Source organism: Crenobacter luteus (genome assembly GCF_004345725.1).
Classification (GTDB): Bacteria; Pseudomonadota; Gammaproteobacteria; order Burkholderiales; family Chromobacteriaceae; genus Crenobacter; species Crenobacter luteus.
In genome coordinates, this window is record NZ_SLXG01000001.1 from 56,142 (window position 1) to 79,199 (window position 23,058).

Sequence of the window (23,058 nt, forward strand, 5' to 3'; positions counted from 1 at the left end):
GGTCGCGCCGGTGACGACAAAGGACTGTGCGAGAGGCGATCAAGCGGTGAACGAAAACAAAGCCTGGCTATGCGGCCTGGGGCTGGCCGCCTATTTGGCGGCGCTGGCGATCTGGCCGGCGCCATTCGGGGCGGCCTACCCGGCGTCGCAGGTGTTGCATACCCATTTTCTGGCGCTCGGCGTGCTCGCGCTGTCGGCCTTGCGCCTGCCGTCGGCGTGGGTGTCGTGCTGGCCGCTCGCCGGCGGTCTGGCGGCGCTCGCGCTCGGCCAGGGCGCCGGCGCGCTGTGGGTCGTGCTGACCGGGTTCGCGACGGTCGGCGGTCTGCGTCTGGCCGGGATCCGGCGCGGCCGGTCCTGGTTCGAGTCGCCGCGCGAGTTGGCCGGCCTGATCGCCCGGCTCGCGCTCTACCCGGCGACGCTGGTCGCGCTCTTGCTCGGCGGCGTCGCGCTGTCGGTGGCCGGCGGCGGCGAGGCGCTGGCGCGCGGCCTGCTGGTGTGGGGCGCGGCCGGGCTCGCGTTGACGGTGTGCGTCGCGCTCGGCCTGGCGCGTGCGCCGGGGCGGCGCACGCGCTTCGAGCTCGCGCTTTTGGCGGTCGCGCAGTTGCTGTTGTGGGCGCTGCTGAAGGCCGACACCCACCACGCCTATTCGCTGCCCATGCAGGTGCTGCTCTTTCCCGTCGTGCTGTGGGGGGCGTTCCGCGCCGGCGTGATGGGGGCGGCAGCGCTGAGCCTGGTCGCGATCGTGCTGCCGGACGTACACCCGGCGGCGGGCGCGTTCGAGCCGCGCCTGACCACGCTGGCGCTCAACCTCGCCTTCGGCGCGGCGGCGCTGACCGTCGCCGTGCTGGTCGAGGGCTTCCAGCGCAGCGAGGCCGAGCTGCGCGCCTTTCGCGCCCGCTTCGAGTCGTTGCTCGACCACAGCCCCAACCTGATGACGATACGCTCGCTCGACGGCCGCTTCCTGATGGCCAACCGCGCGTTCGCGCAACTGTTCGGTCTTGCCGTTCCCCAGGTGATGGACAAGACCCTCGACGAGCTCTTTTTGCCGCACGAGGCGGCGAAGGTGCGCGAGCACGAGGCCGAGGTGTCCGCCTGCCTCGAGCCGCGCCAGTACGAGGAGGTCTACACCGTCGACGGCGCGCCGCGCGTGCTCTTGACCACGCGCTTCCCGCTGTTCGGCGCCGACGGCCGACTCGCCGGCCTCGGCAGCATCGCCACCGACGTATCCGACACCAAGTGGGAGGAACAGGCGCGGCGCGAGGCCGAGGAGAAGTACCGCGCGTTGGTCGAGCAGTCGCTGGTCGGCATCTTCATCCTGCAGGACGACAGGCTGGTGTACGCGAACCCGAAGTTGGCCGAGATGCTCGGCTACCCGGTCGCCGAGCTGGAGAACATGCCGATCGAGCGGCTGGTCGGGCCGTTCGAGCTCGCGCTGCTGAAAAAGCGCGACCCGCGCCGCGTGCGCAACCTCGGCGGCAACCTGCTGGCCAGCTGCCGAGCGATCCGCCGCGACGGCGGCCTCGTCGACGTCGAGATGCACAGCCGCCGCTTCGAGTACTGCGGTGCGCGCGCGACCATCGGCGTGGTGGTCGACGTGTCCGACCGCGTCGCGGCCGACGCCGAGCTGCAACTGGCGGCCAAGGTGTTCGAGAACTCGGCCGAGGGCATCCTGATCACCGACGCCGACGCCAACATCATCGCCGTCAACGCCGCCTTCACCCGCATCACCGGTTACGAGGCCGACGAGGCGATCGGCCGCGTGTCGCGCATGTTCCGCGACTGGGGCAGCGAGCAGAACATCGCGATGCTGCACGACCTGCAGACCATAGGCCACTGGCACGGCGAGATGATAGACCGGCGCAAGAGCGGCGAGCGCTACCCGGCCGAGCTGTCGATCTCGACGGTGCGCGACGCCTCGGGGCTGTTGACCCACTTCGTCGCGGTATTCTCCGACATCACCGCGCGCAAGCAGTCCGAAGACCGCTTGCAGTTCCTCGCCACCCACGACCCGCTGACCGGGCTGCCCAACCGCGCCGGCCTGATCGCGCGCGTCGACGAGGCGATCTTCCGCGCCGCCGGCGGCGCCGACGGGCCGGCGCTGATGTTCATCGACCTCGACCGCTTCAAGCTGATCAACGACTCCTTCGGCCACCAGGCCGGCGACGAGACGCTGCGCGAGACCACCGCGCGGCTGATCCGCATCACCGAGCGGCGCGGCTTCCTCGCCAGGCTCGGCGGCGACGAGTTCACGCTGCTGGTCGAGGGCGGCGGCGAGGAGCGCTTGGCCGAGCTGGCCGACGAGATCATCGCGACGCTGTCGCAGCCCTTGATGATCCAGGGACACGAGGTGTTCGTCACCGGCAGCATCGGCATCAGCGTGTTCCCCAACGACGGCACCGACGCGCAGACGCTGCTGAAGAACGCCGACGTCGCGATGTACCGCGCCAAGGAGGCCGGCAAGAACACCTACCAGTTCTTCGCCGCCGAGATGAACAGCCAGACCTTCGAGCGGCTGCTGATGGAGAACGGCCTGCGCATGGCGCTCGAGCGCGACGAGTTCGAGCTGCACTACCAGCCGCTGCTGGACGCGCAGACGCACGCGGTCGCCGCGGTCGAGGTGCTGATCCGCTGGCGCCATCCGCAGCTGGGCCTCGTGCCGCCGAACCGCTTCATCCCGCTGGCCGAGGAGACCGGCCTGATCCGCAATATCGGCCACTGGGTGCTCGAGTCGGCCTGCCGCCAGCTCAAGGACTGGGACCGCGCCGGGCTGCGGGTGCCGCGCGTCGCGGTCAACCTGTCGGCGCGCCAGTTCGAGCAGGCGACGCTGGTGCAGCAGGTGCGCGAGGTGCTGACGTCGGCCGAGCTGTCGGCCGACCGGCTCGAGCTCGAGATCACCGAGAGCACGCTGATGAAGAACCCGGTCGAGGCGGCCGCCTTCCTCTACGAGCTCAAGGACCTGGGCGTGAAGCTGGCGATCGACGACTTCGGCACCGGCTACTCGTCGCTGTCCTACCTGATGCGCTTCCCGCTCGACACGCTGAAGATCGACCGCTCCTTCGTCGACGGCCTGCCCGAGGACGACGACAGCCTGACCATCATCGAGGCCATCCTCGCGATGGCGAAGAAGCGCGGCTTCGAGGTGGTCGCCGAGGGCGTCGAGACCGAGTCGCAAAGCCGCTTCCTCAGCGGCAAGGGCTGCTCGCTGCTGCAGGGCTATCTGTTCTGCCGGCCGCTGCCGGCCGCCGACTTCGAGCGCTTCGCGCGCGCCTGGCAGGGGCGCGCCTCGCTGTACGAGCCCTTGATGCTCGCCTGACGCCGGCCAGCCGGGCCGCGCTCGGCTACAATGGCGGCCCTATCTTTTTGCGGAGTGCGCGTCGTGAGCAACAAACGGCTGATCCACGGTTTCCACGCGGTCAACGCGCGTCTGTGGCAAAACCCCAAGAGCCTGGTCGAAATCTACCTCGCCAAGGGCCGCGACGACGCGCGCGTGCGCGCGGTGCTCGACAAGGCCGGCGCCGAGTCGGTCAAGCTGGTGATGGTCGAGCCCGAGCGCCTCGACGCGATGACCAGCCGCGCGCGCCACCAGGGCGTCGCCGCGGTGATCGACGCCAGCAAGAGTTACGTGTCGCTCGAGGACGTGCTCGAGAACCTGTCCGAGCCGCCGCTGCTCTTGATCCTCGACGGCGTGACCGACCCGCACAACCTCGGCGCCTGCCTGCGCGTCGCCGACGCGATGGGCGCGCACGCGGTGATCGCGCCCAAGGACCGCTCGGCCGGCCTGAACGCCACCGTGTCCAAGGTCGCCTGCGGCGCGGCCGAGGTGGTGCCCTACATCACCGTCACCAACCTCGCGCGCACGCTGCGCGAGCTGAAGGACGACGGCGTGTGGATCGCCGGCACCGAGATGGAGGCCGACACCGACCTGTTCCACGTCGACGCGGCCGGCCCGCTCGCCTGGGTGATGGGCTCGGAAGGCGAGGGCATGCGCCGCCTGACGCGCGAGCACTGCGACGTGCTGGTGTCGATCCCGATGTTCGGCACGGTCGAGAGCCTCAACGTGTCGGTGTCGGCCGGCATGGTGCTCGCCGAAAGCCGCCGCCAGCGCGTGCGCGCCGCCGAAGCGCGCTGAGCCTCGGCCAACCTTGGTGCCTTCCGCCGCCCGGCCGTTCGCGACCGGGCGGCGTCGTTTCCGGAACTCGTGGCCGGTTCGCCGGTCTTTTCTTGTACCCTGTAGGGGTATATAGTGAAACCGAAATCCGATCAGGAGCCGATATGCACCGCCGCCGTTTTCTGACCTTGGCCGCCCTCGCGTCGGCGCTGCCGCTGGCCGCCCGCGCCGCGGTCGACCACGCCGCGATGGGGCACGGCCCCGCACCCGCCGACCCGCACGCCGGCATGGACCACGCCGGCCATCACGGCGCGGCGCCCGCCGCGCGCAGCGCGCCGGCGGTCGCGCTGCCCGAGGGCGCGCCCCTGCCGGCGCTCGCGCCGCTCGCGAACCGTTCGCGGCAAGCGGGCCGTTTCGTCGGCGAGCTGGTCGCCGCGCCGGCGCGCGTGGGTCTGGCCGCCGACGGCCGCTCGACCGAGGTGTGGGCCTACAACGGCAGCTTGCCCGGCCCGCTGATCGAGGTGTACGAGGGCGACACGGTCGAGATCGACTTCGTCAACCGCCTGCCGCAGCCGACCACGATCCACTGGCACGGCCTGCCGGTGCCGGCCGAGCAGGACGGCCACCCGATGCACCCGGTGGCGCCCGGCGAGCGCCGCCGCTACCGCTTCACGCTGCCGGCGGATTCGGCCGGCAGCTACTGGTACCACCCGCATCCGCACGGCCACACCGCCGAGCAGGTGTTCCGCGGCCTTGCCGGCGCCTTCGTCGTCAAAAGCCGGCGCGACCCGCTCGGCCAACTGCGCGACGTGCCGCTGCTGCTGTCCGACCTGAGGCTGGACGAGCACGCGGCGATTCCGCCGAACACGCCGGCCGACTGGATGGACGGCCGCGAGGGCGACTACGTGCTCGTCAACGGCGCGCTGCGCCCAGTGCTGACGCTGGCCGACGGCGAGCGCGTGCGGCTGCGCGTGTGGAACGCGACCAGCGCGCGCGTGCTCAGGCTCGCGCTGCCGGGCTACGAGGCGTGGCGTGTCGGCAGCGACGGCGGCCTGATCGAGGCGCCGCGCCGCGAGGCCGAGATCGTGCTGTCGCCGGGCGAGCGCGCCGAGTGGGTCGTCACCGGCCGCGCGCAGCCGGGCGCGCTCGTCGCGCTGCCGTACCGGCGCGGCAAGATGATGAGCGCCGAGGTCGACGAGACGCTGACGCTGGCGACTATCGCGTCCGCCGCACGCGTCGCGAGCACGCCCCTGCCGCGTCGCCTGCGCCGCATCGCGCCGTTGCCGGCGCCGGCGGTGCGCCGCCAGATCGTGCTCGAGGAAAACATGGCCGACCCGAAGGCGATGTTCACCCTCAACGGCCGCGTGTACGACATGGCGCGCGCCGATTTCGTCGGCCGCGTCGGCCAGGTCGAGGAGTGGGAGGTCGTCAACCGCGCCGACATGGACCACCCCTTCCACCTGCACGGCACCCAGTTCCAGGTGCTCGCGCGCCACGACGGGCGCGGCTGGCGCGACGAACCGTACCGCGCCTGGCGCGACGTCGTGAGCTTGCCGGCCGGGCAGTCGGTCCGGCTGCGCTTCGTCCAGGCGCTGCCCGGCATGCGGATGTTCCACTGCCACATCCTCGAGCACGAGGAGCAGGGCATGATGGGGCAGATCGACGTGCGCGGCTGACGACGTCAAAACGACAGGATGAAAGGAGGGTGCGATGGGAGACTGTTGCCACGAGTCGGCCGGCGACGGCCGGACCGTCGTCCAGCCGGACAAGGAAGCGCTGTTGAAGCGCCTGTCGCGCATCGAGGGTCAGGTGCGCGGCATCGGCGGCATGATCGACGCCGACCGCTACTGCGTCGACGTGCTGACGCAGATCGCAGCCGCCAAGTCGGCGCTCGACGCGGTCGCGCTGCAGTTGCTGGAAAACCACGTCAAGGGCTGCGTCGCCCGCGCGATCGTCGACGGCGACGCCGAGGCGCGCATCGACGAACTGATCGGCGTGGTGCGCAAGATCCGCTGACGCCGACGGGAGGCAAGATGAAGACGACCGTCGCCCTGGTTCTGGCCGCGCTGCCGGCGCTCGCCGGCGCCGCGCCGATCCCGTTCGCGCAGTACATCAAGATCTTCACCGGCATGGCCGAGGCCGAGGTGATCGACATCGCCGGGTCGCCCGACTACCGCAGCGACGGCCCGACAACGATGACGCGCCGCCCCGACGGCAGCCGCGTCTACAGCCGGCGCTACACGCTGAGCTGGCGGGCCGGCGGCGTCACGCCGTACACGACCCACATCGTGTTCCGCGACGGCGTGGTCGAGGAGATCCGGCGCGACAAGCAATTCTGACGCTCGGCCAAGGTTGGCCGAGCGGCCTGACACGGGAGGAAACAGCATGGAAAAAGTGGTGCTCAAGGTGGCCGGCATGAGCTGCGGCGGCTGCGTCGACAGCGTGAAGGCGGCGCTGCTGGCGCTGCCGGGCGTGCGCTCGGTCGAGGTCGAACTGGCCGAGGGGCGCGTCGTCGTCGAGCGCGACACCGGCCTGCCGGCGCTCGAGACGCTGGCCGAGGCGATCGGCGACGCCGGCTTCGACGTGATCGGCTGACGCACGGGCTGGAACGTCACCGCCGCCGGCCGCGTCGCGGTTTGCCCGCTGCGCCGTTTTTGCGTAGAATGCTGCGGTTTCAACCCTTGCCTTTCGCAACGCATGGCGAAAGGCTTTACAGCCACAAGGAGTTCCCATGCGGCATTACGAGATCGTATTCATCGTCCATCCGGACCAGAGCGAGCAAGTGTCGGCCATGATCGAGCGCTACAAAGGCATGGTGCTCGGCCAGGAAGGCAAAATCCACCGTCTGGAAGACTGGGGCCGCCGTCAACTGGCTTACCCGATCCAGAAGCTGCACAAGGCTCACTACGTTCTGATGAACGTCGAGTGCACCCCGGAAACCGTGGAAGAAATCGAGCACGCCTTCAAGTTCAACGACGCCGTGCTGCGCCACCTGACCATCAAGCTGGATCGCGCCGTGACCGAACCGTCCCCGATGATGAAGGACGAGAAGGCCAAGAACCTGCTCGACCCGCAGCCGGCTGGTGAGGCCGAGGCCGCCTAAGGCAGGTTTTGCTCAATCGTCTGCAGCTGACCGCCACGGTCGAGCGCGAAGCCGAACTGCGCTACACCCCCGCCGGCCTGCCGGTGCTGGAGATGTGGCTCAAACACCAGTCCCGGCAACGCGAAGCGGATCTGGAACGCGACGTCGCCTGTGAAATCCAGGCGGTGCTGATCGGCAAGGAAGCTCCCAGGTGGAGCGGCAAACTGGCCGGACAGCAGATCGCGGCGAGCGGATTCCTCGCCCAGCGCAGCCTGCGTAATCCGCGGTTGGTTCTGCACATCGAACACGTTGAATTCGTAAAAGGTTAAGAGACAAATGGCTCGTCAACTCTTCAAGCGCAAGAAGTTCTGCCGCTTCACGGCAGAAGGCATCAAAGAAGTCGATTACAAATCGGTCGACCTGCTGAAGGATTTCATTGCCGAAAACGGCAAGATCATCCCGGCCCGCATCACCGGCACCAAAGCCCGCTACCAGCGTCAGCTGTCGACCGCGATCAAGCGCGCTCGCTTCCTGGCCCTGATGCCGTACACCGACCAGCACTAAGCCAGGAGACCACAAGATGCAAATCATTCTGCTCGAAAAAGTGGCCAACCTGGGCCAGCTGGGCGACGTCGTCAAGGTGAAGGACGGCTACGCCCGTAACTTCCTGATCCCGCAAGGCAAGGCCAAGCGCGCCACCGCCGCCAACCTGGAAGCCTTCGAAGCGCGCCGCGCCGAGCTGGAAGCCAAGCAGGCCGAGATCCTGGCCGACGCGCAAGCGCGCGCCGCCAAGCTCGAAGGCGCCGTGATCACCATCGCGCAGAAAGCCGGTGTCGACGGCCGTCTGTTCGGCTCGGTGACCAACGCCGACATCGCCGAAGCCATCGTCGCTTCCGGCGTCGAAGTGAAGCGTTCCGAAGTTCGCCTGCCGAACGGTCCGTTCAAGACCACCGGCGAGTTCGACCTCGAGATCGCGCTGCACCACGACGTCGTCGTGGCGGTCAAGGTGCAGGTGACCCCGGAAGCCTGATCGCTTTCGCGTCCCGCATCACGAAAAAGCCGACGGTTCGCCGTCGGCTTTTTTGCGCGCGTTTCAGGTGGCGGCGCGGTGGGCGGTGTGCAGCATCCTGTCGTCGACGTGGTTCAGCGTGGCGACGATCTGGCCGGGCTCGGCCAGCGCCGGCGCCATCGTCCAGCGCCGGAAGCGGTCGTTGCCGATGCGCACCGCGCCGGTGTGGCTCGCGGTGTCGCCGTCGACCAGCGGGTCGGGGTCGAAGAAGCCGATCTGCCGGCGCAGGCGCAGCAGCTCGGCCGGTTCGCCGGTCAGGAACAGCCAGCCCGAGTCCGGCTCGATGCGGTAGAGGCCGGCGTAGGCCGCCAGGCTCTGCGGCCGGTCTTGTTCGGGGCGCAGCGTGATCGAGTACATGTATACGTCGCGGCCGAGACGTTGGCCGAGCATCTGCTGTACGCGCCTGAGGTTGGCGGTCATCGCCGGGCACACGCCGCTGCACTGCACGTACATCATGTTGATCGCGACGACCTTGTCGCGGACCAGGTCGTCGTAGAAGCGGTAGGCGCGGCCGTCGTGCGCGAGCACGGTGGTGTTGGGCAGCAAGGCGTCGCCGTCGCCGGTTGCGGTCGCCGCGCTGCGGGGCGGGGCCGCGCGCCAGGTCAGAAGGCCGAGGGCGGCGGCGCCCGCGCCCAGCAGCAGGTTTCTGCGCGTGTTCATGGTCGGTCTCCTCAGGCCTTGACGATATCCCAGCGCACCATCATCGCGTGGTCTTCGTGGATCACGTTGTGGCAGTGCATCACGTACTTGCCGACGAAGTCGCGAAAGCGCAGGAACACCCGCAGCGACATGCCCGGCTCGAGCACGTACACATCCTTGCGGCCCTGCTCGTGCGCCTCCAGCGGCGCGCTCTTGCTGCCGGCGGTCTTGCCCACGATGATGCCCTCCTCGAAGTGGATGTGGATCGGGTGCAGCCAGCCGCCCGAGTTGTTCACCAGTTCCCAGATCTCGTAGCCGCCCTCGGTGATGATGGCGCGCGGCGTGTGCACGTCGACCAGCTGGTCGTTGACCACCCACAGCCCGCCCTTGCGGTCGAACTCCCAGCGGCGCACGCGCGCGTTCTTGAGTTCGGCGGCGCTCGGCAGGCGGACCGGGCGCAGCTTGGCCGGCACGCGGCTCGTGTCGGTCGCGCCGCGGTTGACGACGAACTTCAGCACCCGCGTGCCCGGCGTGACCAGCTTGTCGGGCTTGCGCGTGTCGTCCTGGCGCAGCCGGTTGACGAGGTAGAGCTCGGTGCCGATCGGGTATTTCGAGAAGTCGACCACGATGTCGGCGCGCACGGCGACGCCGAGGCGCGCCTTGGTCTGGCCGGTCAGCGGCGCCGGCAGCAGGTTGCCGTCGTTGGCGATCAGCGTGAAGGACTCGACCTTGTCGCGGGCGGTGACGAGGTAGAACTCGTAGTTGCGGCTCGGCCCGCTGTTCAGCAGCCGGAAGCGGTATTTGCGCGCCGCGACGCGCAGCACCGGCTCGATCTTGCCGTTGACGATGATCTTGTCGCCTAGCGTGCCTTCGGGGCTGAGCTGGTCGAACACGAGGCGGCCGTTCTTGTCGAAGCGCCGGTCGGCGAAGTTCAGCGGATAGTCGTAGGGGTGGCTGGGCAGCCGCAGCGCGGCCGGGTTCGGGTCGTTCTCGTCGCCGCTGTCGAGGTGGTCGTACAGCAGGTAGAAGCCGGCCAGGCCCCGGTAGACGTTGGGCGCGGTGAAGTCGAGCGTGTGGTCGTGGTAGAACAGCGTGCCCAGCGCCTCGCGCCAGTCGCCGATGATATTGCCGTTCGCGTCGCGCGCGGCGAAGGCCGGGTCGCCGAGTCCGCGGCGCTGCTCGTCGTAGCCGGCGTAGACGTTGGGGTAGAAATGGTCCTTGAAGCGCCCCGGCTCGGTCAGCGTCGGGCCGGCCTTGAGCGGGCTGAAGTAGTCGCCCGGAAAGCCGTCGCTTTCCGACGGGGTGTGCAGATTGTGCAGGTGGACCGAGATCTCCGGCGTGCCGAAGCCGACATGGTCCTGCGGCAGCGCGTTGTGGAAGCGGCACATGACCGAGTGGCCGTAGCGGGCGAACACGACCGGCGCGGCCGACGTGCTGTCCGGGTGGTGAGCGTCTTCGTAGCACCACAGCGGCTGCGGCGGATAAGCCGGATGGAACACCCAGTCCGGTCGTTCGACGGCGCGCAGCTCGTAGTTCTCGTGCGCGACGCTGTTCGTCATTTCGGCGTAGCGCTGGTGCGGGTTGCGGCCGCATTCGCCGCCGGCGACGTTGGCCGTCTCGGTGCAGTCCGGCGTCAGCGTGCTGACGTGGGGCAGCGGCACGATCGCGTCGGGCAGGTACTGGACCCAGGGCGTCGTCGGCGGGCTCGGGTCCGAACCGCTAGAGCCGCTCGAATCGTCGCTGCCGTTCTTGGCCGCGCTGTGGCTGGCGCCGAGGATCAGCGGTGCGGCCAGCGCCGCGCCGCCTGCACCGAGAAAGCGGCGCCGCGCCGGACTCTCGGGATGCTCGCCGGCCCCGCGTGCTATGCCGTCGTGCATGCCGTTCGTTGTTGTTTTCTCCTTCATGATTATCTCCCTGTCCCCCTTTGGTCTGGCTCGGCATGCTGATGCGTTGTCATGGTTCTTGATGCCGTCGGTTGGCGCGACAAGGTCGGCCGAGGCTGATTTGCAAATATTTGTGCAGACAGAATTAATTGAATGTTAGACGGGCATGCGGAGTTTTCAGGCGTCGATCAGCCCGCTATGCAACATTTTGTAAAACGGCGCAGAAAGAAGAAAAACAGGCAGAAAAGCGCGGTACCGAGAAAGCAAGCCTTGTGCGCAGCGAACGGCCCTGGCGGCTTCACTCTATCGATTGCTGTCGCTCGATCAGCAGCAGGAAGAGGGCGCAGATCAGCGCCAGCCACAGGAACTGGCGCTGGCTGGCTTCCAGCAGCGTCATGCCGAGCGCCTGCCGGCGCTCGACGGCCAGCGCCGCGCCGCTGATCGCGAGGCTGGCGGCGACCTTGCCCATGATCAGCCGCGTGCGGTAGCCGTGGCTGTAGAAGTCGCCGGAGAGGTTGCGGAACATCCTGATCGACAGCGGGATGATGACGAAGACCGCGAAGCAGGACTGCAGCACGATGGGCAGCGCGTAGAGCCAGCGCGGCTCGGACGGCAACCAGGCGAGCATCAGGCAGCCCGCGCCCATCGCGGCGACGCCGCCCGTCATCCAGCCCTTTAGCCGTCCGGCCGGGTCGCTCTTTTTCTGGAACAGCCAGTAGCTGGCGTAGGCCGACAGGTTGAACAGCGTCAAGAGGCCGCCGATCGCCCACCACGACAGTCCGAGGCCGCGCCCGAGCAGCGGCGCGGTGTAGTGGAATTCGACGATCACCAGGTAGAAGAAAAAGCTCAGCAGGCCGCCGACGACGAAGGGCCGGTCGGCGAGCACGCGCGGGTCCAGCCAGGGGCGCTCTTGCCGCCGCTCGCGCAGGTAGTAGAGCGTCAGGCCGAGCAGCGCGAGCAGCGGCAGCAGCGACAGCAGCTCGTGCGCGTACAGGTCGACCCAGGCGAAACCCTGCAGCATCAGTTCGATCGCGACGACGGCGACGGCGAAGGCGAGCGCCGTCGCCGGCGAATGGCCGCGCGCGCCTTCGGCCGACGCCGGTTCGCGCGGCAGCGCGCGCCAGGCCGTCCACCACAGCAGCGCGCCGAGCGCCGCCATCTGCACGAACAGCGCACGGTGGCCGAACCATTCGCCGAGCAGGGCGGTCGACAGCGGCGCGAACACCGGCACCAGCAGGATGCCGTGCGACATCCACATCACGCCGGTCAGCCGCTTGTCGGGTGGCAGGAACAGGTTGCACATCAGCCTTGAGGACAGGAACAGGCCGCCGCCGCCGAGTCCCTGCAGGAAGCGCGCGGCACAGAACGACGCCAACCCGTCGCTCGCCGCGCACAGCAGCGAGGCGGCGACGTAGACCGCCGTCGAGACCAGCAGGTAGCGCCGGTAGCCGAAGCGCCCGGTCGCCCACTGGTGCTTGAAGATCGCCGCGATGCAGGCGACCGTGTAGACGGTCGACGCGAGCGCGAACTCGGCCGGCGTCAGGCCGAGGCCGACGCTCAGGCTGTGCGCGCCGAAGGCGTAAGCCTGCACGCCGAAGAACTCGACGCCGGCGCACAGCAGGATCAGCGGGTAGAGCCGGCCGCGCGGGTAAAGGTCGGCGCCGGGGGGCGGGGAAAGGGTCATGCGCAAAGCATGGCCGAGCCGGCGGGGCGCCGCAAGCCGCCGTCGCGCTTGCCGCGCGCACGACGCGCGACCAGAATGCGGGCATTCCGTCCATGCCGACCGCCATGACCCCCACCGACCCCGCCGCCGACAATCTGCCCGACCGCGCCCGCCTTCCGGTCTGGCGCGGGCCTGGCGACTGGGCCGACGACGCGCTGATCGCGGAGGTGCCGGTCGCGCTGGTCTACAACGGCGTCGCGCACGCGGTGATGATGGCGACGCCGACCGAACTCGAGCTGTTCGCGCTCGGCTTTTCGCTGTCGGAGGGCATCGCCGCCTGCCCGGCCAACGTCTACGACGTCGAGATCGTGGCGGTCGCCGGCGGTGTCGAGGCGCGTATCGAACTGGCCGCCGCCGACTTCATGGCGCTTAAGGCGCGCCGCCGCCAGCTCGCCGGACGCACCGGCTGCGGCCTGTGCGGCGTCGAACGGTTGGCCGAGGTGCTGCGGCCGCTGCCGCCGTTGCCGTTCAGCGCGACGCTGTCGCTCGACGCGCTGCAGGCGGGCCTGGCCGCGCTGGCGGCGGCGCAGCCCTTGAACGCGGCGACCGGCGCCGCGCACGCCGCCGCGTGGCTGGCGCCCGACGGCGCGCTCGAAGCGGTGTTCGAGGACGTCGGTCGCCACGTCGCGCTCGACAAGCTGCTCGGCTGGCGCGCCCGCGGCGGCGCCCGGGCCGGCGCGGCGCTGGTCACCAGCCGCGCCAGCTACGAGATGGCGCACAAGGCGGCCTGCTGCGGCGTCGAGATCCTCGCCGCGGTGTCGGCGCCGACCGCGCTCGCGGTCGAGCTGGCCGGGCGGCTCGGACTGACGCTGATCGGCTTCGCGCGGCCGGGGCGCGCCAACGTCTACACCCATTCCAGCCGTGTGGCCGGGCCACGCTGAGCCCGCGTCCGTCATGGCGCGCGCGCCGAGCGGGCGCGGCGCGCCGACGATGGCCAATCCTCCCTTGCTTTTGGGACGAAGATAGGGTCAGAATCGTCGTTCGACATTTTTATAACCATTGCACAAGAAGCAAGCATGGCACTCATCGTACAAAAATACGGCGGCACGTCCATGGGCACCACGGAGCGCATCAAGAACGTGGCCCGGCGTATCGCCAAATGGAAGGCGCAGGGTCATGACGTGGTGGTCGCCGTTTCCGCCATGAGCGGCGAAACCAACCGCCTGATCGCGCTGGCCAAAGAGATCCAAGACTATCCCGACCCCCGCGAACTCGACGTGATCATCTCCACCGGCGAACAGGTCACCATCGGCCTGTTGGCGATGGCGCTGAAGGAGATCGGCGTCGACGCCAAGAGCTACACCGGCTGGCAGGTCAAGGTCACCACCGATTCGTCGTTCAACAAGGCCCGTATCCAGAGCATCGACGAGGACGCGATGCGCGCCGACCTCGCCGAGGGCCGCGTCGTCATCGTCGCCGGCTTCCAGGGTGTCGACGAGGCCAACAACATCACCACCCTCGGCCGTGGCGGTTCGGACACCTCGGCGGTGGCGCTCGCCGCCGCGCTCAAGGCCGACGAATGCCAGATCTACACCGACGTCGACGGCGTCTACACCACCGACCCGCGCGTGGTGCCGGAAGCCCGCCGCCTCAAGACCATCACCTTCGAGGAGATGATCGAGATGGCGAGCCTGGGCTCCAAGGTGCTGCAGATCCGCTCGGTGGAATTCGCCGGCAAGTACAAGGTGCGCCTGCGCGTGCTCTCCAGTTTCGAGGAGGAAGGCGAAGGCACCCTGATCACGTTCGAGGAAGATGAAAACATGGAAAAAGCCGTCGTCGCCGGCATCGCGTTTGACCGCAACGAAGCCCGTATCAACGTAAAAGGCGTGCCGGACCGTCCGGGCATCGCCTACCAGATCCTCGGCCCGATCGCCGACGCGAACATCGAAGTCGACATGATCATCCAGAACGTCGGCGAGAACGGCACCACCGACTTCTCGTTCACCGTGCCGCGCGGCGAAGCCAACCGCGCGCTGGCCATCCTGCGCGAGATGCAGACCCACGTCGGCGCCGCCAAGATCGAGTCGGACGACAAGATCGCCAAGATCTCGATCGTCGGCGTCGGCATGCGCTCGCACACCGGCATCGCGTCGACGATGTTCCGCACGCTGGCCGAAGAGGGCATCAACATCCAGATGATCTCGACCTCCGAGATCAAGGTGTCGGTGCTGATCGACGAGAAATACCTGGAACTGGCCGTTCGCGTGCTGCACAAGGCGTTCGGTCTCGATCAGGCAGCTTGAAGCGCTTGACATGAGGCGCCGGGCTATTTAATATTGGCGCCTCTGTTGCGGAGAAATGGCCGAGTGGTCGAAGGCACTTCCCTGCTAAGGAAGCATACGGGCTTAAACCTGTATCGAGGGTTCGAATCCCTCTTTCTCCGCCACAACAGCGCACCCGTAGCTCAGTTGGATAGAGTATCTGGCTACGAACCAGAGGGTCGGGCGTTCGAATCGCTCCGGGTGCGCCACACAGTCCCTATAGTTTAGCGGTTAGAACACCGCCCTTTCACGGCGGTAGCCGGGGTTCGATTCCCCGTGGGGACGCCAGTTTCAACGAAAAAGCCAGCGCTCAGCGCTGGCTTTTTTGCGTTTTTGCTCCGGCGCTTCCTGCGCGCTCGCGGCCGCGAACCCGTCCGGGCCCGCAGCCGCGCCGCCGGCCTCAGAACACCTGCCGGCCGCCGCGCCACACCGACTGCACCACCGGCAGGCCGCCGACGCGGCGTACGCGCACCACGTCGGCGCGGTAGCCGGCGGCGAGCGTGCCGCGGTCGGCGAGGCCGACGGCGCGCGCCGGCCGCGCCGAGACGGTCGCCACCGCCTTCGCGAGGCTCCAGCCGGCCTGTTCGGTCAGGAGGTAGGCCGCGTGCAGCAGGCTGGCCGGCACGTAGTCGGACGACAGGATGTCGAGCAGGTCGGCGCGCGCCAGTTCGACCGCCGCGACGTTGCCCGAGTGCGAGCCGCCGCGCACCACGTTCGGCGCGCCCATCACCGTATAAAGCCTGGCCGCGCGCGCCGCGCGCGCCGCCTCCAGCGTGGTCGGGAATTCCGAGATCGCGACGCCGTCGCGCACCGCGACGGCGATGTGCGCCGCGTCGGTGTCGTCGTGGCTGGCCAGCGCGATGCCGCGCGCGTGGGCGAGCTCGACCACCGCCTGCTGGTGTCTGGCCGAGTATTCGGCCTGCAGCGCGCGCCGCTCGTCGACGGCGGCGAGGAAGGTGTCGTCGTTCCACGCGACCTGCTTCTTCGCGTAGTACTTCTTGTACTGATCGAGGTCGCGGTACTGGCGCTGGCCCGGCGTGTGGTCCATCACCGAGATCAGCTTGACCGCCGGGTGGTCGATCAGCGGCGCAAGCTCGGCCAACAAGCCGGGGTAGGCGAGCTCGCAGCGCAGGTGGAAGAAGTGTTCGGCGCGCAGCACGTCCTGCGCCTGCGCCGCGTCGATCGCGGCGAACGAGCTGTGCAGGGTGTCGAGCCGCACGCTCTCGCCCTCGAGGTCGCCGACCGACAGCGCGTCGAATACGGTGGTGATGCCGGCCGCGGCGCATTGCGCGTCGTGCACGATCACCGCCGGCAGGCTCGGCCACAACGCGCCGTTGCGCGGCATCAGGTGCTTTTCGAGGTTGTCGGTGTGGATCTCGACCAGGCCGGGCAACAGGTCGTCGCCGCCGCAGTCGATCGCGCCGTCGGGCTGGCCCGAGCCCGCGCGAATCTCGGCGATCAAGCCGCCGTCGATCACCAGCGTGCCGCATTCGATCACGTCGTGTTCCAGCACGATGCGGGCGTTGCAGAGGGTCAGGGTGTTCATGTTGCGATTTCCTTGGTGTGGCGCCGCGCGAGCGGCACGGTGAACAGTCGGTCGGCGATCGCGTCGCGCGTCGCCTCGTCGTGGAAGATGCCGACGAGCGCGGCGCCGCGCGCCTTCGCTTCGCGCATCAGTTCGACCACCACCGCGCGGTTGGCGGCGTCGAGCGAGGCGGTCGGCTCGTCCAGGAGCAGCACCGGGCGTGGCGCGACCAGCCCGCGCGCGATGTTGACGCGCTGCTGTTCGCCGCCGGAGAAGGTCGCCGGCGGCAGGTTCCACAGCCGCTCGGCGATGTTGAGCCTTTCGAGCAGCGCGCCGGCCCGCTCGCGAGCCGTCTCGCGCTCCTCGCCCTGTTCGATCAGCGGTTCGGCGACGATGTCGAGCGCCGACACGCGCGGGATCACGCGCAGGAACTGGCTGACGTAGCCGAGCGTGTCGCGCCGCACCGCGACGATCTCGTGCGGCGCCGCGCGCGCCATGTCGATCCAGCGGCCGTGGCGAAGGATATTGAGCGTGCCGTGTTGCACCAGATAGTTCGCGTACAGCGCCTTCAGCAGCGTGCTCTTGCCGGCGCCCGACGGGCCGGTGAGCGCGACGCATTCGCCGGCGTGTACCTCGAGCGACACGTCGGCGAGCACCGGCAGTTCGAGGCCGTCCTGCTGGTGCAGCACGAAGGTTTTCGACAGCTGCCGGGCGGCTATCAGTAGGGTCATGACGGTTTCCTTATGCCTGGACGATCGACGACACCAAAAGCTGCGTGTACGGATGCTGCGGGTCGTCGAGGATCTGGTCGGTCAGGCCGGCCTCGACCACGCGGCCTTGCTGCATCACCAGCGTGCGGTGCGCCAGCAGCCGCGCGACGCCCAGGTCGTGCGTGACCATGATCACCGCGACGCCCGACTCGTGGACGAGGCGGCGCAGCAGGTCCAGAAACCGCGCCTGCACCGACACGTCGAGGCCGCCGGTCGGCTCGTCCATGAACACGAGGCGGGGGCGGGTCACCAGGTTGCGCGCGATCTGCAGCCGCTGTTGCATGCCGCCGGAAAAGCGCGACGGCGGATCGTCGAGCCGTTCGGCGCCGATCTCGACCTTTTCCAGCCATTCGGCGGCGGTCGCGCGCAGCTGGCCGTAGTGACGGTGGCCGAGCGCCATCAGCCGTTCGCTGACGTTGGCGCCGGCCGACACGCCCATGCGCAGCCCGTCGCGCGCGTGCTGGGTGACGAAGCCCCACTCGGTGCGCGCCAGCCGGCGCCGCTCGGCCTCGGCCAACGTGCTCAGTTCGTGCCAGTCGCCGTTCGCATCGCGGAACGTCACCTCGCCCTCGTCGGCGGCGAGCCGGCCGGCGAGCGTCGCGAGCAGTGTCGACTTGCCCGAGCCCGACTCGCCGACGATGCACAGCACCTCGCCCTCGTACAGTTCGAAGTTCACGTCGCGACAGCCGTAGCGGTCGCCATAGCGCTTGGCGAGCTGCTTCACTTGCAGGATCGGTTTCATCGCGCATCCTCCCGGCGGCTGGTGCAGTAGTCGGTGTCCGAGCAGACGAACATCCGGCTGCCGGCGTCGTCGGTGACGATTTCGTCCAGATACGAGTCGTGCGAGCCGCACAGCGCGCACGACGTGTCCCAGGCCTGTATCTCGAACGGGTGGTCGTCGAAGGCGAGGCTGTCGACGTCGGTGTACGGCGGGATCGCGTACAGCCGCTTTTCGCGGCCGGCGCCGAACAGCAGCAGCGCCGGGCTCTGGTGCAGCTTGGGGTTGTCGAACTTCGGGATCGGCGACGGCGACGCCAGATACCTGCCGTTGACGCGCACCGGGTAGTCGTAGCTGGTCGCGATATGGCCGAAGCGCGCGATGTCCTCGTAGAGCTTGACGTGCATCAGCCCGTATTCCTGGTGCGCGTGCAGCTTGCGCGTCTCGACCTCGCTCGCCTCGAGCAGGCGCAGCGGTTCGGGCTCGGGCACCTGGAACACCACGATCTGGCCGGCCTTGAGCGGCGTCTCGGGGATGCGGTGGCGGGTCTGGATCAGCGTCGCGTCGGCGCTCTTCTCGGTGGTGTCGACGCCGCAGACGCGGCCGAAGAAGCGGCGGATGTTGACCGCGTTGGTGGTGTCGTCGGCGCCCTGGTCGATCACCTTCAACACGTCCTGCCGGCCGATCAGGCTCGCGGTGAGCTGGATGCCGCCGGTGCCCCAGCCGTAGGGCAGCGGCATCTCGCGGCTGCCGAACGGCACCTGGTAGCCGGGGATGGCGACCGCCTTCAACAGGCCGCGGCGCAGCATGCGCTTGGTGTTCTCGTCCAGATAGCCGAAGTTGTAACGCCAATTGGACGCCTTGTCGGCGTCGCTGTGCGCCTCCTCGCCGTACGGCGAGTACGGTCCCGTCGCAGCTCGCCCGCCTTCGCGATGCAGACCCGTCTGCGGCTTGCAAGAAGTCGAATGCTTCATTGCGCGTCTCCTTTCGCGTCGAAGCCGGCGCGCAGCGTGCGCAGCAGCGACAGCTCGGCCTGGAAGTCGACGTAGTGCGGCAGTTTCAGGTGCTGGACGAAGCCGGACGCCTCGACGTTGTCGCTGTGGCACAGCACGAACTCGGCCTGCTGCGCCGGCGCGTGCGCGGTTTCGCCAAGCTCCGGCGCGCGCAAGGAGCGGTCGACCAGCGCCATCGCCATCGCCTTGCGCTCGGCTTCGCCGACGACGAGGCCGTAGCCGCGCGTGAATTGCGGCGGCGCGCTGCCGTTGCCGGCAAACTGGTTGATCATCTGGCATTCGGTCAGCGTGATCTCGCCGATGTCGACCGCGAAGCCGAGCTCCTCGGGGGCGATCGACACGGTGACCTCGCCCATGCGGATCTCGCCGGCGAACGGGTGGCTTTCGGCGTAGCCGCGCTGCGTCGAATAGGCGAGGCCGAGCAGCCAGCCCTCGTCGCCGCGCGCGAGGTTTTGCAGCCTTGTGGCGCGTGCGGCCGGGAACATCAAGGGCTCGCGCGTCAGGTCGGTCGGCGCCGGGTCGCCGGGCGGAGGGGTTTCGGGCTCGATCAGGCCCTCGCGGTTCAGCACGTCGAGCACGCAAGGCAGTCGTTCGGGCAGCGGTTCGGCCAAGGCGGTGGGCTCTTCAAGGTTGGCCGAGCCGGTCCCGGCCAGCGAGAAGTCGAGTAGGCGCTGCGTGTAGTCGGCGGTGGGGCCGAGTACCTGGCCGCCGGGCACGTCCTTGAAGGTGCCCGACACGCGCCGGCGCACGCGCATCGCCGCGGTGTCGAGCGGCACGCTGTAGCCGAAGCGCGGCAGGGTGGTGCGGAAGGCGCGCAAGAGGAAGACCGCCTCCTGCGTGTCGCCGGCCGCCTGCTTGAGCGCGAGCGCGGCCAGCTCCGGGTCGAACAGCGAGCCTTCCTGCATCACGCGGTCGACCGCGTGGCGCAACTGCCCCTTGATCTGCGCAAGGCTCAGCTCGGGCACGGCGGCATCGCCGCGCCGTGCCCGGGCGAGCAGCCGGTAGCTGTTGAGAATGGCGGTTTCCCCGCCCTTGACGGCGACGTACATTCAAAGCTCCAGACGGGTGGTGCGCGGCAGGCCGACGACGGCGTCGCGCGCGACGAAGAAGGCGTCGATCCCGAGAGGGAAGGCGCAGTTGGCGCGGGTCCACTGCGGCCAGAAGTCCCCGGCCAGGCCCTGGATGCCGAGGCGGCGCGGCGCGGCGAAGCCGGGGCCGCTGCCGGTGACGCCGGCGGCACGATCGAAGCCGGCGACGTCGACGATCAGCGTCGCCGAGCGGTCGGGGTAGTCGGCGCTGCCGCGCTTGAGCGTCGGCAAGTCGGGCAGCGCGCTGCGCTGCGGCAGGTAGACGAAGTCGGCGACGGCGATGTCGCTCACGAGCACGCAGCCGGCGTGAAAGCGCAACCAGGCGGCGGCGTCGGCGAGCCCGTCCGGCAGCCAGACGGCGGTGTCGGCGTCGGCGAGCGTCAACAGCAGCGCGGCGGCGGCCGGCGAAACGCCGGCGGGGGCGTCGGGAAAGACCGGCAGCGCGCGCGGCAACAGCGGCTCGGACAGCGCCGACAGCAGCGTGCGGAAGGTGGCCTGGGCGTCGTCGACCGGCTGGGCGAAGGCGGCGGTGAGCATCATTCCCCCCTGACCATGGTGAAGAATTCGACGCGGCTGGCGGCGGCGGCGCGGCTGGCGGACGCGCGTCGCGCGGCGATCGCGTCTTCCAGCGGCGCGATCACGCCGGCCATCAGTTCGGCGTGGCGGGCGTCGTCCTGCAGCAGCGCGTCGGCCAGCGCCGCCAGCTCCGCGTGGCGCGCGTCGCCGCCGCCGATCCAGGCGTGGCCGACCCGCTCGCCGACGGCGACGCTGGCGCGGGTGACGCTGAGCTCGCCGAGGTTGAAGCGCGCGCCGCTGCCGCCGCTGCGGGCCTCGACCATCACGAGGCCGGTTTGCGGCCGGCGCAGCCAGCGGCAGGCGTCGGGCGGCGGCAGGTGCGGCGCCAGGCCGGATTCGAGCGCAGCGCGCGGCGACAGGGCCAGCGCGCGCATCCAGCGCTGCCGCGTCGGAATATCGATGGTGGACATGGAGGTCTCCCGTCAACAAAAATTCATATAAACGTATAGACGTATCCATCATAATCGCCGCGTCGATACGGCAAACAGCAAGAAACGGTGAAGTTTTTGTGACGTTTTGCCGACGGCGCCGCCGGATGCACGCCGGAGCGGGGGGCGGCGACAGAGAACAGACCGGAAAGGAAAAAGCATGATCGAGAGGGGCAGCGGCGTCGCGGTGTGGCGCCAGATCGAAACCGCGCTCGCCGAGGACATCGCCGCCGGCGCCTTGCGCGCCGGCGAGCGCGTCCCGACCGAGCTGCAGTTGGCCGAGCGTTTCGGCGTGAACCGCCACACGATACGCCGCGCGGTGTCGGCGCTGGTCGAGCGCGGCCTGCTGCGTGTCGAGCAGGGGCGCGGCACCTTCGTCGAGGACAACGCGATCGACTACGCGATCAGCAAGCGCACGCGCTTTTCGCAGAACATGGCGGCGCAGAACCGCGCGGCGAGCGTCGAATTCGTCGCCGCCGCCGAGTTGCCGGCCAGCGCCGAGCTGGCCGCGCTGTTGGCGCTGCCGGCCGGCGCGCCGCTGTACCGCGTCGACGCCGTCAGCCGCGTCGACGGCCGGTTGATCGACACGGCGACGATGTTCTTTCCGGCCGCGCGCTTTCCGGGCCTGCCGGCCGTCTACGAGGCGCTCGGCTCGGTGACGAAGACGCTGGCGCATTACGGCGTCGCCGATTACACGCGCCGTTTCACGCGCGTGACCGCGCGGCTGCCGGACGCCGAGACGGTCGAGCGGCTCGGCATCCCGAAGACGCGGCCGGTGCTGCACGTGAAGTCGCTGAACGTCGACGAGAACGGCGTGCCGGTGCAATACGGCATCACCCGCTTCAACGGCGACCTGGTGCAACTGACGATGGAGGAGGAATGATGAGGCTGGCGATCTACGCGACCCCCGGCGCCGACACCGTGCTGTGGCGACGCGGCTCGGCCTGGCTGGGGCGCGACGCGGTCAACGACACCCCCCTCGAACGGCCGGCGCTGACCGGCGTCGCGCCGCACCGCCTGGCCGCGTTGACCGGCGCCGCCGCACGCTACGGCTGGCACGCGACGGTGCGGCCGCCGTTTGCGCTGGCCACGGGTGCGGACGCGCGCGCCGTGCTCGACGCGGTCGCGGGCCTGGCCGCGCGCTACGCGGCCTTCGACGTGCCGCTCGAAGTCGGCGAGCTGGCCGGCTTTCCGGTGCTGCGCCCGACGGGCGCCGAGGCGGAGCTGGCCGAACTGGCCGCCGCCGCGACCGTCACGCTCGCGCCGTTCGTCGCGCCGCTGGACGACGCGGAAATCGGCCGCCGCGCGGCCGGGTTCGACCGACGGCGGCAGACGCTGACCGCGCGCTGGGGTTACCCGCACCTGTTCGAGCACTACCGCTTCCACTTCACGCTGGCTGCGCCGTGCGCGGCCGACGAGCGCGCCAGGTTGGCCGAGGCGGCGCGACGCCACTTCGGCGCCGCACCGCTATTGTGCTTCGACGCGCTGTCGGTGTTCGTCGAACCGGTGCCGGACGCCCCGTTCCGTCTGCTGGCGCGCTGCCCGTTCGGTGGTGGGCGATGAGCGCGCGGCTGTGGTACGTGGTCGGCCCGTCGGGCGCCGGCAAGGACACGCTGATCAATCTGGCGCGCGCGCGGCTCGCCGGCTCGACGACGCTGTTCGCGCACCGCTACATCACGCGGCCGGCCGACGCCGGCGGCGAGAACCACGTCGCGCTGAGCCCGGCCGAGTTCGACGCGCGCGAAGCCGGCGGCTGCTTCGCGCTGACGTGGCGGCGGCACGCGCTGGCCTACGGCGTCGGCGTCGAGGTCGAGGCCTGGCTCGCGGCCGGCTTCGACGTCGTCGTCAACGGCTCGCGCGCGGCGTTGCCGGCGGCGCGCGCACGCTTTCCTTCGCTGGTGCCGGTGTTCGTCACCGCGAGCCCGGCGGTGCTCGCCCAGCGGCTGGCGCGGCGCGGCCGCGAGGATGCGGCGGCGATTGCGCAAAGGTTGGCCGAGGCCGGCGCGTTCACGCCGCCGGACGACGCGCGCGTGATCGTCAACGACGGCGTGCCCGAGGCGGGCGGCGAGGCGCTGCTGCGCCTCCTCGCCGGGGGCTGAAGCGGCGCGGCCGTCGGGCTGCATACGTCCGCTTTTGGCTAGACGTCTGATTCGTATCGGGTTTTCGCGCCGGAAT

The 23,058-nt window shown here is 69.6% G+C and carries 25 protein-coding genes and 3 tRNA genes; 18 read left to right on the top strand and 10 right to left on the bottom strand.

All coding sequences use genetic code 11. The features are described 5' to 3' along the window. Positions 1–46 precede the first annotated feature (46 nt). From EV683_RS14655 to rplI, 10 genes are all read left to right on the top strand, one after another. The gene (locus EV683_RS14655; RefSeq protein ID WP_279432270.1) at positions 47–3,313 is read left to right on the top strand and encodes a sensor domain-containing protein; all 3,267 of its coding nucleotides are present in this window, start codon (positions 47–49) and stop codon (positions 3,311–3,313) included. A 63-nt stretch (positions 3,314–3,376) separates the two neighbouring features. Beyond that, positions 3,377–4,129, top strand: coding sequence for a 23S rRNA (guanosine(2251)-2'-O)-methyltransferase RlmB (gene rlmB, locus EV683_RS00255; RefSeq protein ID WP_131861230.1), 753 nt, complete (start codon positions 3,377–3,379; stop codon positions 4,127–4,129). 143 nt (positions 4,130–4,272) lie between these two features. Then, positions 4,273–5,784, top strand: a complete 1,512-nt coding sequence (locus EV683_RS00260) for a multicopper oxidase family protein (RefSeq protein WP_131861232.1) — start codon at positions 4,273–4,275, stop codon at positions 5,782–5,784. A 34-nt stretch (positions 5,785–5,818) separates the two neighbouring features. After that, complete coding sequence (locus tag EV683_RS00265) at positions 5,819–6,124, top strand: metal-sensitive transcriptional regulator (protein WP_131861234.1); 306 nt, start codon at positions 5,819–5,821, stop codon at positions 6,122–6,124. 17 nt (positions 6,125–6,141) lie between these two features. Continuing rightward, entirely contained in the window at positions 6,142–6,447 is a 306-nt protein-coding gene (locus EV683_RS00270; protein ID WP_131861236.1) for a hypothetical protein, read from the top strand. Positions 6,448–6,493: 46 nt separating this feature from the next. After that, on the top strand, positions 6,494–6,703 hold the full coding sequence (locus EV683_RS00275; protein WP_066612384.1) for a heavy-metal-associated domain-containing protein: 210 nt from the start codon (positions 6,494–6,496) through the stop codon (positions 6,701–6,703). 136 nt (positions 6,704–6,839) lie between these two features. Continuing rightward, a complete protein-coding gene (gene rpsF, locus EV683_RS00280; protein WP_066612385.1) occupies positions 6,840–7,211 on the top strand; it encodes a 30S ribosomal protein S6 in 372 nt (123 codons plus the stop codon). Positions 7,212–7,219: 8 nt separating this feature from the next. Further along, positions 7,220–7,519 carry a primosomal replication protein N gene (gene priB / locus EV683_RS00285; RefSeq protein ID WP_131861238.1) on the top strand — a complete coding sequence of 100 codons (300 nt, stop codon included), beginning with the start codon at positions 7,220–7,222 and terminating at the stop codon, positions 7,517–7,519. Positions 7,520–7,526: 7 nt separating this feature from the next. Further along, the gene (rpsR, locus tag EV683_RS00290) at positions 7,527–7,754 is read left to right on the top strand and encodes a 30S ribosomal protein S18 (protein ID WP_066612392.1); all 228 of its coding nucleotides are present in this window, start codon (positions 7,527–7,529) and stop codon (positions 7,752–7,754) included. Between the two features lie 16 nt (positions 7,755–7,770). Further along, entirely contained in the window at positions 7,771–8,220 is a 450-nt protein-coding gene (rplI, locus tag EV683_RS00295; protein ID WP_066612394.1) for a 50S ribosomal protein L9, read from the top strand. A gap of 63 nt (positions 8,221–8,283) precedes the next feature. On the opposite strand, the gene EV683_RS00300 is transcribed toward rplI, so the two are convergent. The 3 genes from EV683_RS00300 to EV683_RS00310 all read right to left on the bottom strand — a co-directional run bounded on the left by EV683_RS00300 (position 8,284) and on the right by EV683_RS00310 (position 12,465). Further along, on the bottom strand, positions 8,284–8,919 hold the full coding sequence (locus tag EV683_RS00300; RefSeq protein WP_131861241.1) for an SCO family protein: 636 nt from the start codon (positions 8,917–8,919) through the stop codon (positions 8,284–8,286). A gap of 11 nt (positions 8,920–8,930) precedes the next feature. Then, on the bottom strand, positions 8,931–10,802 hold the full coding sequence (locus EV683_RS00305) for a multicopper oxidase family protein (protein WP_207910371.1): 1,872 nt from the start codon (positions 10,800–10,802) through the stop codon (positions 8,931–8,933). Positions 10,803–11,079: 277 nt separating this feature from the next. Beyond that, complete coding sequence (locus EV683_RS00310) at positions 11,080–12,465, bottom strand: MFS transporter (protein WP_131861243.1); 1,386 nt, start codon at positions 12,463–12,465, stop codon at positions 11,080–11,082. Between the two features lie 104 nt (positions 12,466–12,569). Here EV683_RS00310 and fdhD point away from each other — a divergent pair, with 104 nt between their 5' ends. The 5 genes from fdhD (at position 12,570) to EV683_RS00335 (ending at position 15,053) form a co-directional block, all read left to right on the top strand. Beyond that, on the top strand, positions 12,570–13,385 hold the full coding sequence (fdhD, locus tag EV683_RS00315; protein ID WP_131861245.1) for a formate dehydrogenase accessory sulfurtransferase FdhD: 816 nt from the start codon (positions 12,570–12,572) through the stop codon (positions 13,383–13,385). A 135-nt stretch (positions 13,386–13,520) separates the two neighbouring features. After that, positions 13,521–14,747: an aspartate kinase gene (locus tag EV683_RS00320; protein WP_066612399.1), complete on the top strand. Its 1,227-nt coding sequence runs from the start codon at positions 13,521–13,523 to the stop codon at positions 14,745–14,747. A 49-nt stretch (positions 14,748–14,796) separates the two neighbouring features. After that, positions 14,797–14,890: transfer RNA gene (locus EV683_RS00325), tRNA-Ser, on the top strand. Between the two features lie 7 nt (positions 14,891–14,897). After that, a tRNA-Arg gene (locus tag EV683_RS00330) sits at positions 14,898–14,974 on the top strand. 4 nt (positions 14,975–14,978) lie between these two features. Continuing rightward, positions 14,979–15,053 (top strand) — tRNA-Glu (locus EV683_RS00335). Positions 15,054–15,165: 112 nt separating this feature from the next. Here the strand turns inward: EV683_RS00335 and EV683_RS00340 are convergent. From EV683_RS00340 to phnG, 7 genes are read right to left on the bottom strand one after another with little or no spacing between them, the layout of a single operon-like run. Continuing rightward, the gene (locus EV683_RS00340; protein ID WP_131861247.1) at positions 15,166–16,311 is read right to left on the bottom strand and encodes an alpha-D-ribose 1-methylphosphonate 5-triphosphate diphosphatase; all 1,146 of its coding nucleotides are present in this window, start codon (positions 16,309–16,311) and stop codon (positions 15,166–15,168) included. Next, positions 16,308–17,021 carry a phosphonate C-P lyase system protein PhnL gene (gene phnL / locus EV683_RS00345; RefSeq protein WP_131861249.1) on the bottom strand — a complete coding sequence of 238 codons (714 nt, stop codon included), beginning with the start codon at positions 17,019–17,021 and terminating at the stop codon, positions 16,308–16,310. Before phnL ends, EV683_RS00340 begins: the two co-directional genes overlap by 4 nt. 10 nt (positions 17,022–17,031) lie before the next feature. Continuing rightward, positions 17,032–17,802 (bottom strand): phosphonate C-P lyase system protein PhnK, encoded by a 771-nt coding sequence (gene phnK, locus EV683_RS00350; RefSeq protein ID WP_066612405.1) that lies wholly within the window; start codon positions 17,800–17,802, stop codon positions 17,032–17,034. Continuing rightward, a complete protein-coding gene (locus EV683_RS00355; RefSeq protein ID WP_131861251.1) occupies positions 17,799–18,752 on the bottom strand; it encodes an alpha-D-ribose 1-methylphosphonate 5-phosphate C-P-lyase PhnJ in 954 nt (317 codons plus the stop codon). Before EV683_RS00355 ends, phnK begins: the two co-directional genes overlap by 4 nt. Further along, on the bottom strand, positions 18,749–19,840 hold the full coding sequence (locus EV683_RS00360) for a carbon-phosphorus lyase complex subunit (RefSeq protein WP_131861253.1): 1,092 nt from the start codon (positions 19,838–19,840) through the stop codon (positions 18,749–18,751). Before EV683_RS00360 ends, EV683_RS00355 begins: the two co-directional genes overlap by 4 nt. After that, entirely contained in the window at positions 19,841–20,419 is a 579-nt protein-coding gene (gene phnH, locus EV683_RS00365) for a phosphonate C-P lyase system protein PhnH (RefSeq protein WP_131861255.1), read from the bottom strand. Then, the gene (gene phnG, locus EV683_RS00370; protein WP_165916768.1) at positions 20,416–20,865 is read right to left on the bottom strand and encodes a phosphonate C-P lyase system protein PhnG; all 450 of its coding nucleotides are present in this window, start codon (positions 20,863–20,865) and stop codon (positions 20,416–20,418) included. Before phnG ends, phnH begins: the two co-directional genes overlap by 4 nt. Before the next feature lie 178 nt (positions 20,866–21,043). Between phnG and phnF the strand changes: the two genes are divergently transcribed. The 3 genes from phnF to phnN are packed head-to-tail and all read left to right on the top strand — an operon-like array spanning position 21,044 to position 22,982. After that, positions 21,044–21,766, top strand: a complete 723-nt coding sequence (gene phnF / locus EV683_RS00375; protein ID WP_066612412.1) for a phosphonate metabolism transcriptional regulator PhnF — start codon at positions 21,044–21,046, stop codon at positions 21,764–21,766. Continuing rightward, positions 21,766–22,446 carry a DUF1045 domain-containing protein gene (locus tag EV683_RS00380; RefSeq protein WP_165916769.1) on the top strand — a complete coding sequence of 227 codons (681 nt, stop codon included), beginning with the start codon at positions 21,766–21,768 and terminating at the stop codon, positions 22,444–22,446. Before phnF ends, EV683_RS00380 begins: the two co-directional genes overlap by 1 nt. Further along, positions 22,443–22,982, top strand: a complete 540-nt coding sequence (gene phnN, locus EV683_RS00385) for a phosphonate metabolism protein/1,5-bisphosphokinase (PRPP-forming) PhnN (RefSeq protein ID WP_131861259.1) — start codon at positions 22,443–22,445, stop codon at positions 22,980–22,982. The genes EV683_RS00380 and phnN overlap by 4 nt, the downstream gene beginning before the upstream one ends. Positions 22,983–23,058: the final 76 nt, after the last annotated feature.

Coding starts and splice junctions, on each gene's coding strand:
- EV683_RS00260 (WP_131861232.1), top strand. CDS start 4,273: ATGCACCGCCGCCGTTTTCTGACCTTGGCCGCCCTCGCGTCGGCGCTG.
- EV683_RS00265 (WP_131861234.1), top strand. CDS start 5,819: ATGGGAGACTGTTGCCACGAGTCGGCCGGCGACGGCCGGACCGTCGTC.
- EV683_RS00270 (WP_131861236.1), top strand. CDS start 6,142: ATGAAGACGACCGTCGCCCTGGTTCTGGCCGCGCTGCCGGCGCTCGCC.
- EV683_RS00275 (WP_066612384.1), top strand. CDS start 6,494: ATGGAAAAAGTGGTGCTCAAGGTGGCCGGCATGAGCTGCGGCGGCTGC.
- rpsF (WP_066612385.1), top strand. CDS start 6,840: ATGCGGCATTACGAGATCGTATTCATCGTCCATCCGGACCAGAGCGAG.
- rpsR (WP_066612392.1), top strand. CDS start 7,527: ATGGCTCGTCAACTCTTCAAGCGCAAGAAGTTCTGCCGCTTCACGGCA.
- rplI (WP_066612394.1), top strand. CDS start 7,771: ATGCAAATCATTCTGCTCGAAAAAGTGGCCAACCTGGGCCAGCTGGGC.
- EV683_RS00300 (WP_131861241.1), bottom strand. CDS start 8,919: ATGAACACGCGCAGAAACCTGCTGCTGGGCGCGGGCGCCGCCGCCCTC.
- EV683_RS00305 (WP_207910371.1), bottom strand. CDS start 10,802: ATGAAGGAGAAAACAACAACGAACGGCATGCACGACGGCATAGCACGC.
- EV683_RS00310 (WP_131861243.1), bottom strand. CDS start 12,465: ATGACCCTTTCCCCGCCCCCCGGCGCCGACCTTTACCCGCGCGGCCGG.
- fdhD (WP_131861245.1), top strand. CDS start 12,570: ATGACCCCCACCGACCCCGCCGCCGACAATCTGCCCGACCGCGCCCGC.
- EV683_RS00320 (WP_066612399.1), top strand. CDS start 13,521: ATGGCACTCATCGTACAAAAATACGGCGGCACGTCCATGGGCACCACG.
- EV683_RS00340 (WP_131861247.1), bottom strand. CDS start 16,311: ATGAACACCCTGACCCTCTGCAACGCCCGCATCGTGCTGGAACACGAC.
- phnL (WP_131861249.1), bottom strand. CDS start 17,021: ATGACCCTACTGATAGCCGCCCGGCAGCTGTCGAAAACCTTCGTGCTG.
- phnK (WP_066612405.1), bottom strand. CDS start 17,802: ATGAAACCGATCCTGCAAGTGAAGCAGCTCGCCAAGCGCTATGGCGAC.
- EV683_RS00355 (WP_131861251.1), bottom strand. CDS start 18,752: ATGAAGCATTCGACTTCTTGCAAGCCGCAGACGGGTCTGCATCGCGAA.
- EV683_RS00360 (WP_131861253.1), bottom strand. CDS start 19,840: ATGTACGTCGCCGTCAAGGGCGGGGAAACCGCCATTCTCAACAGCTAC.
- phnH (WP_131861255.1), bottom strand. CDS start 20,419: ATGATGCTCACCGCCGCCTTCGCCCAGCCGGTCGACGACGCCCAGGCC.
- phnG (WP_165916768.1), bottom strand. CDS start 20,865: ATGTCCACCATCGATATTCCGACGCGGCAGCGCTGGATGCGCGCGCTG.
- phnF (WP_066612412.1), top strand. CDS start 21,044: ATGATCGAGAGGGGCAGCGGCGTCGCGGTGTGGCGCCAGATCGAAACC.
- EV683_RS00380 (WP_165916769.1), top strand. CDS start 21,766: ATGAGGCTGGCGATCTACGCGACCCCCGGCGCCGACACCGTGCTGTGG.
- phnN (WP_131861259.1), top strand. CDS start 22,443: ATGAGCGCGCGGCTGTGGTACGTGGTCGGCCCGTCGGGCGCCGGCAAG.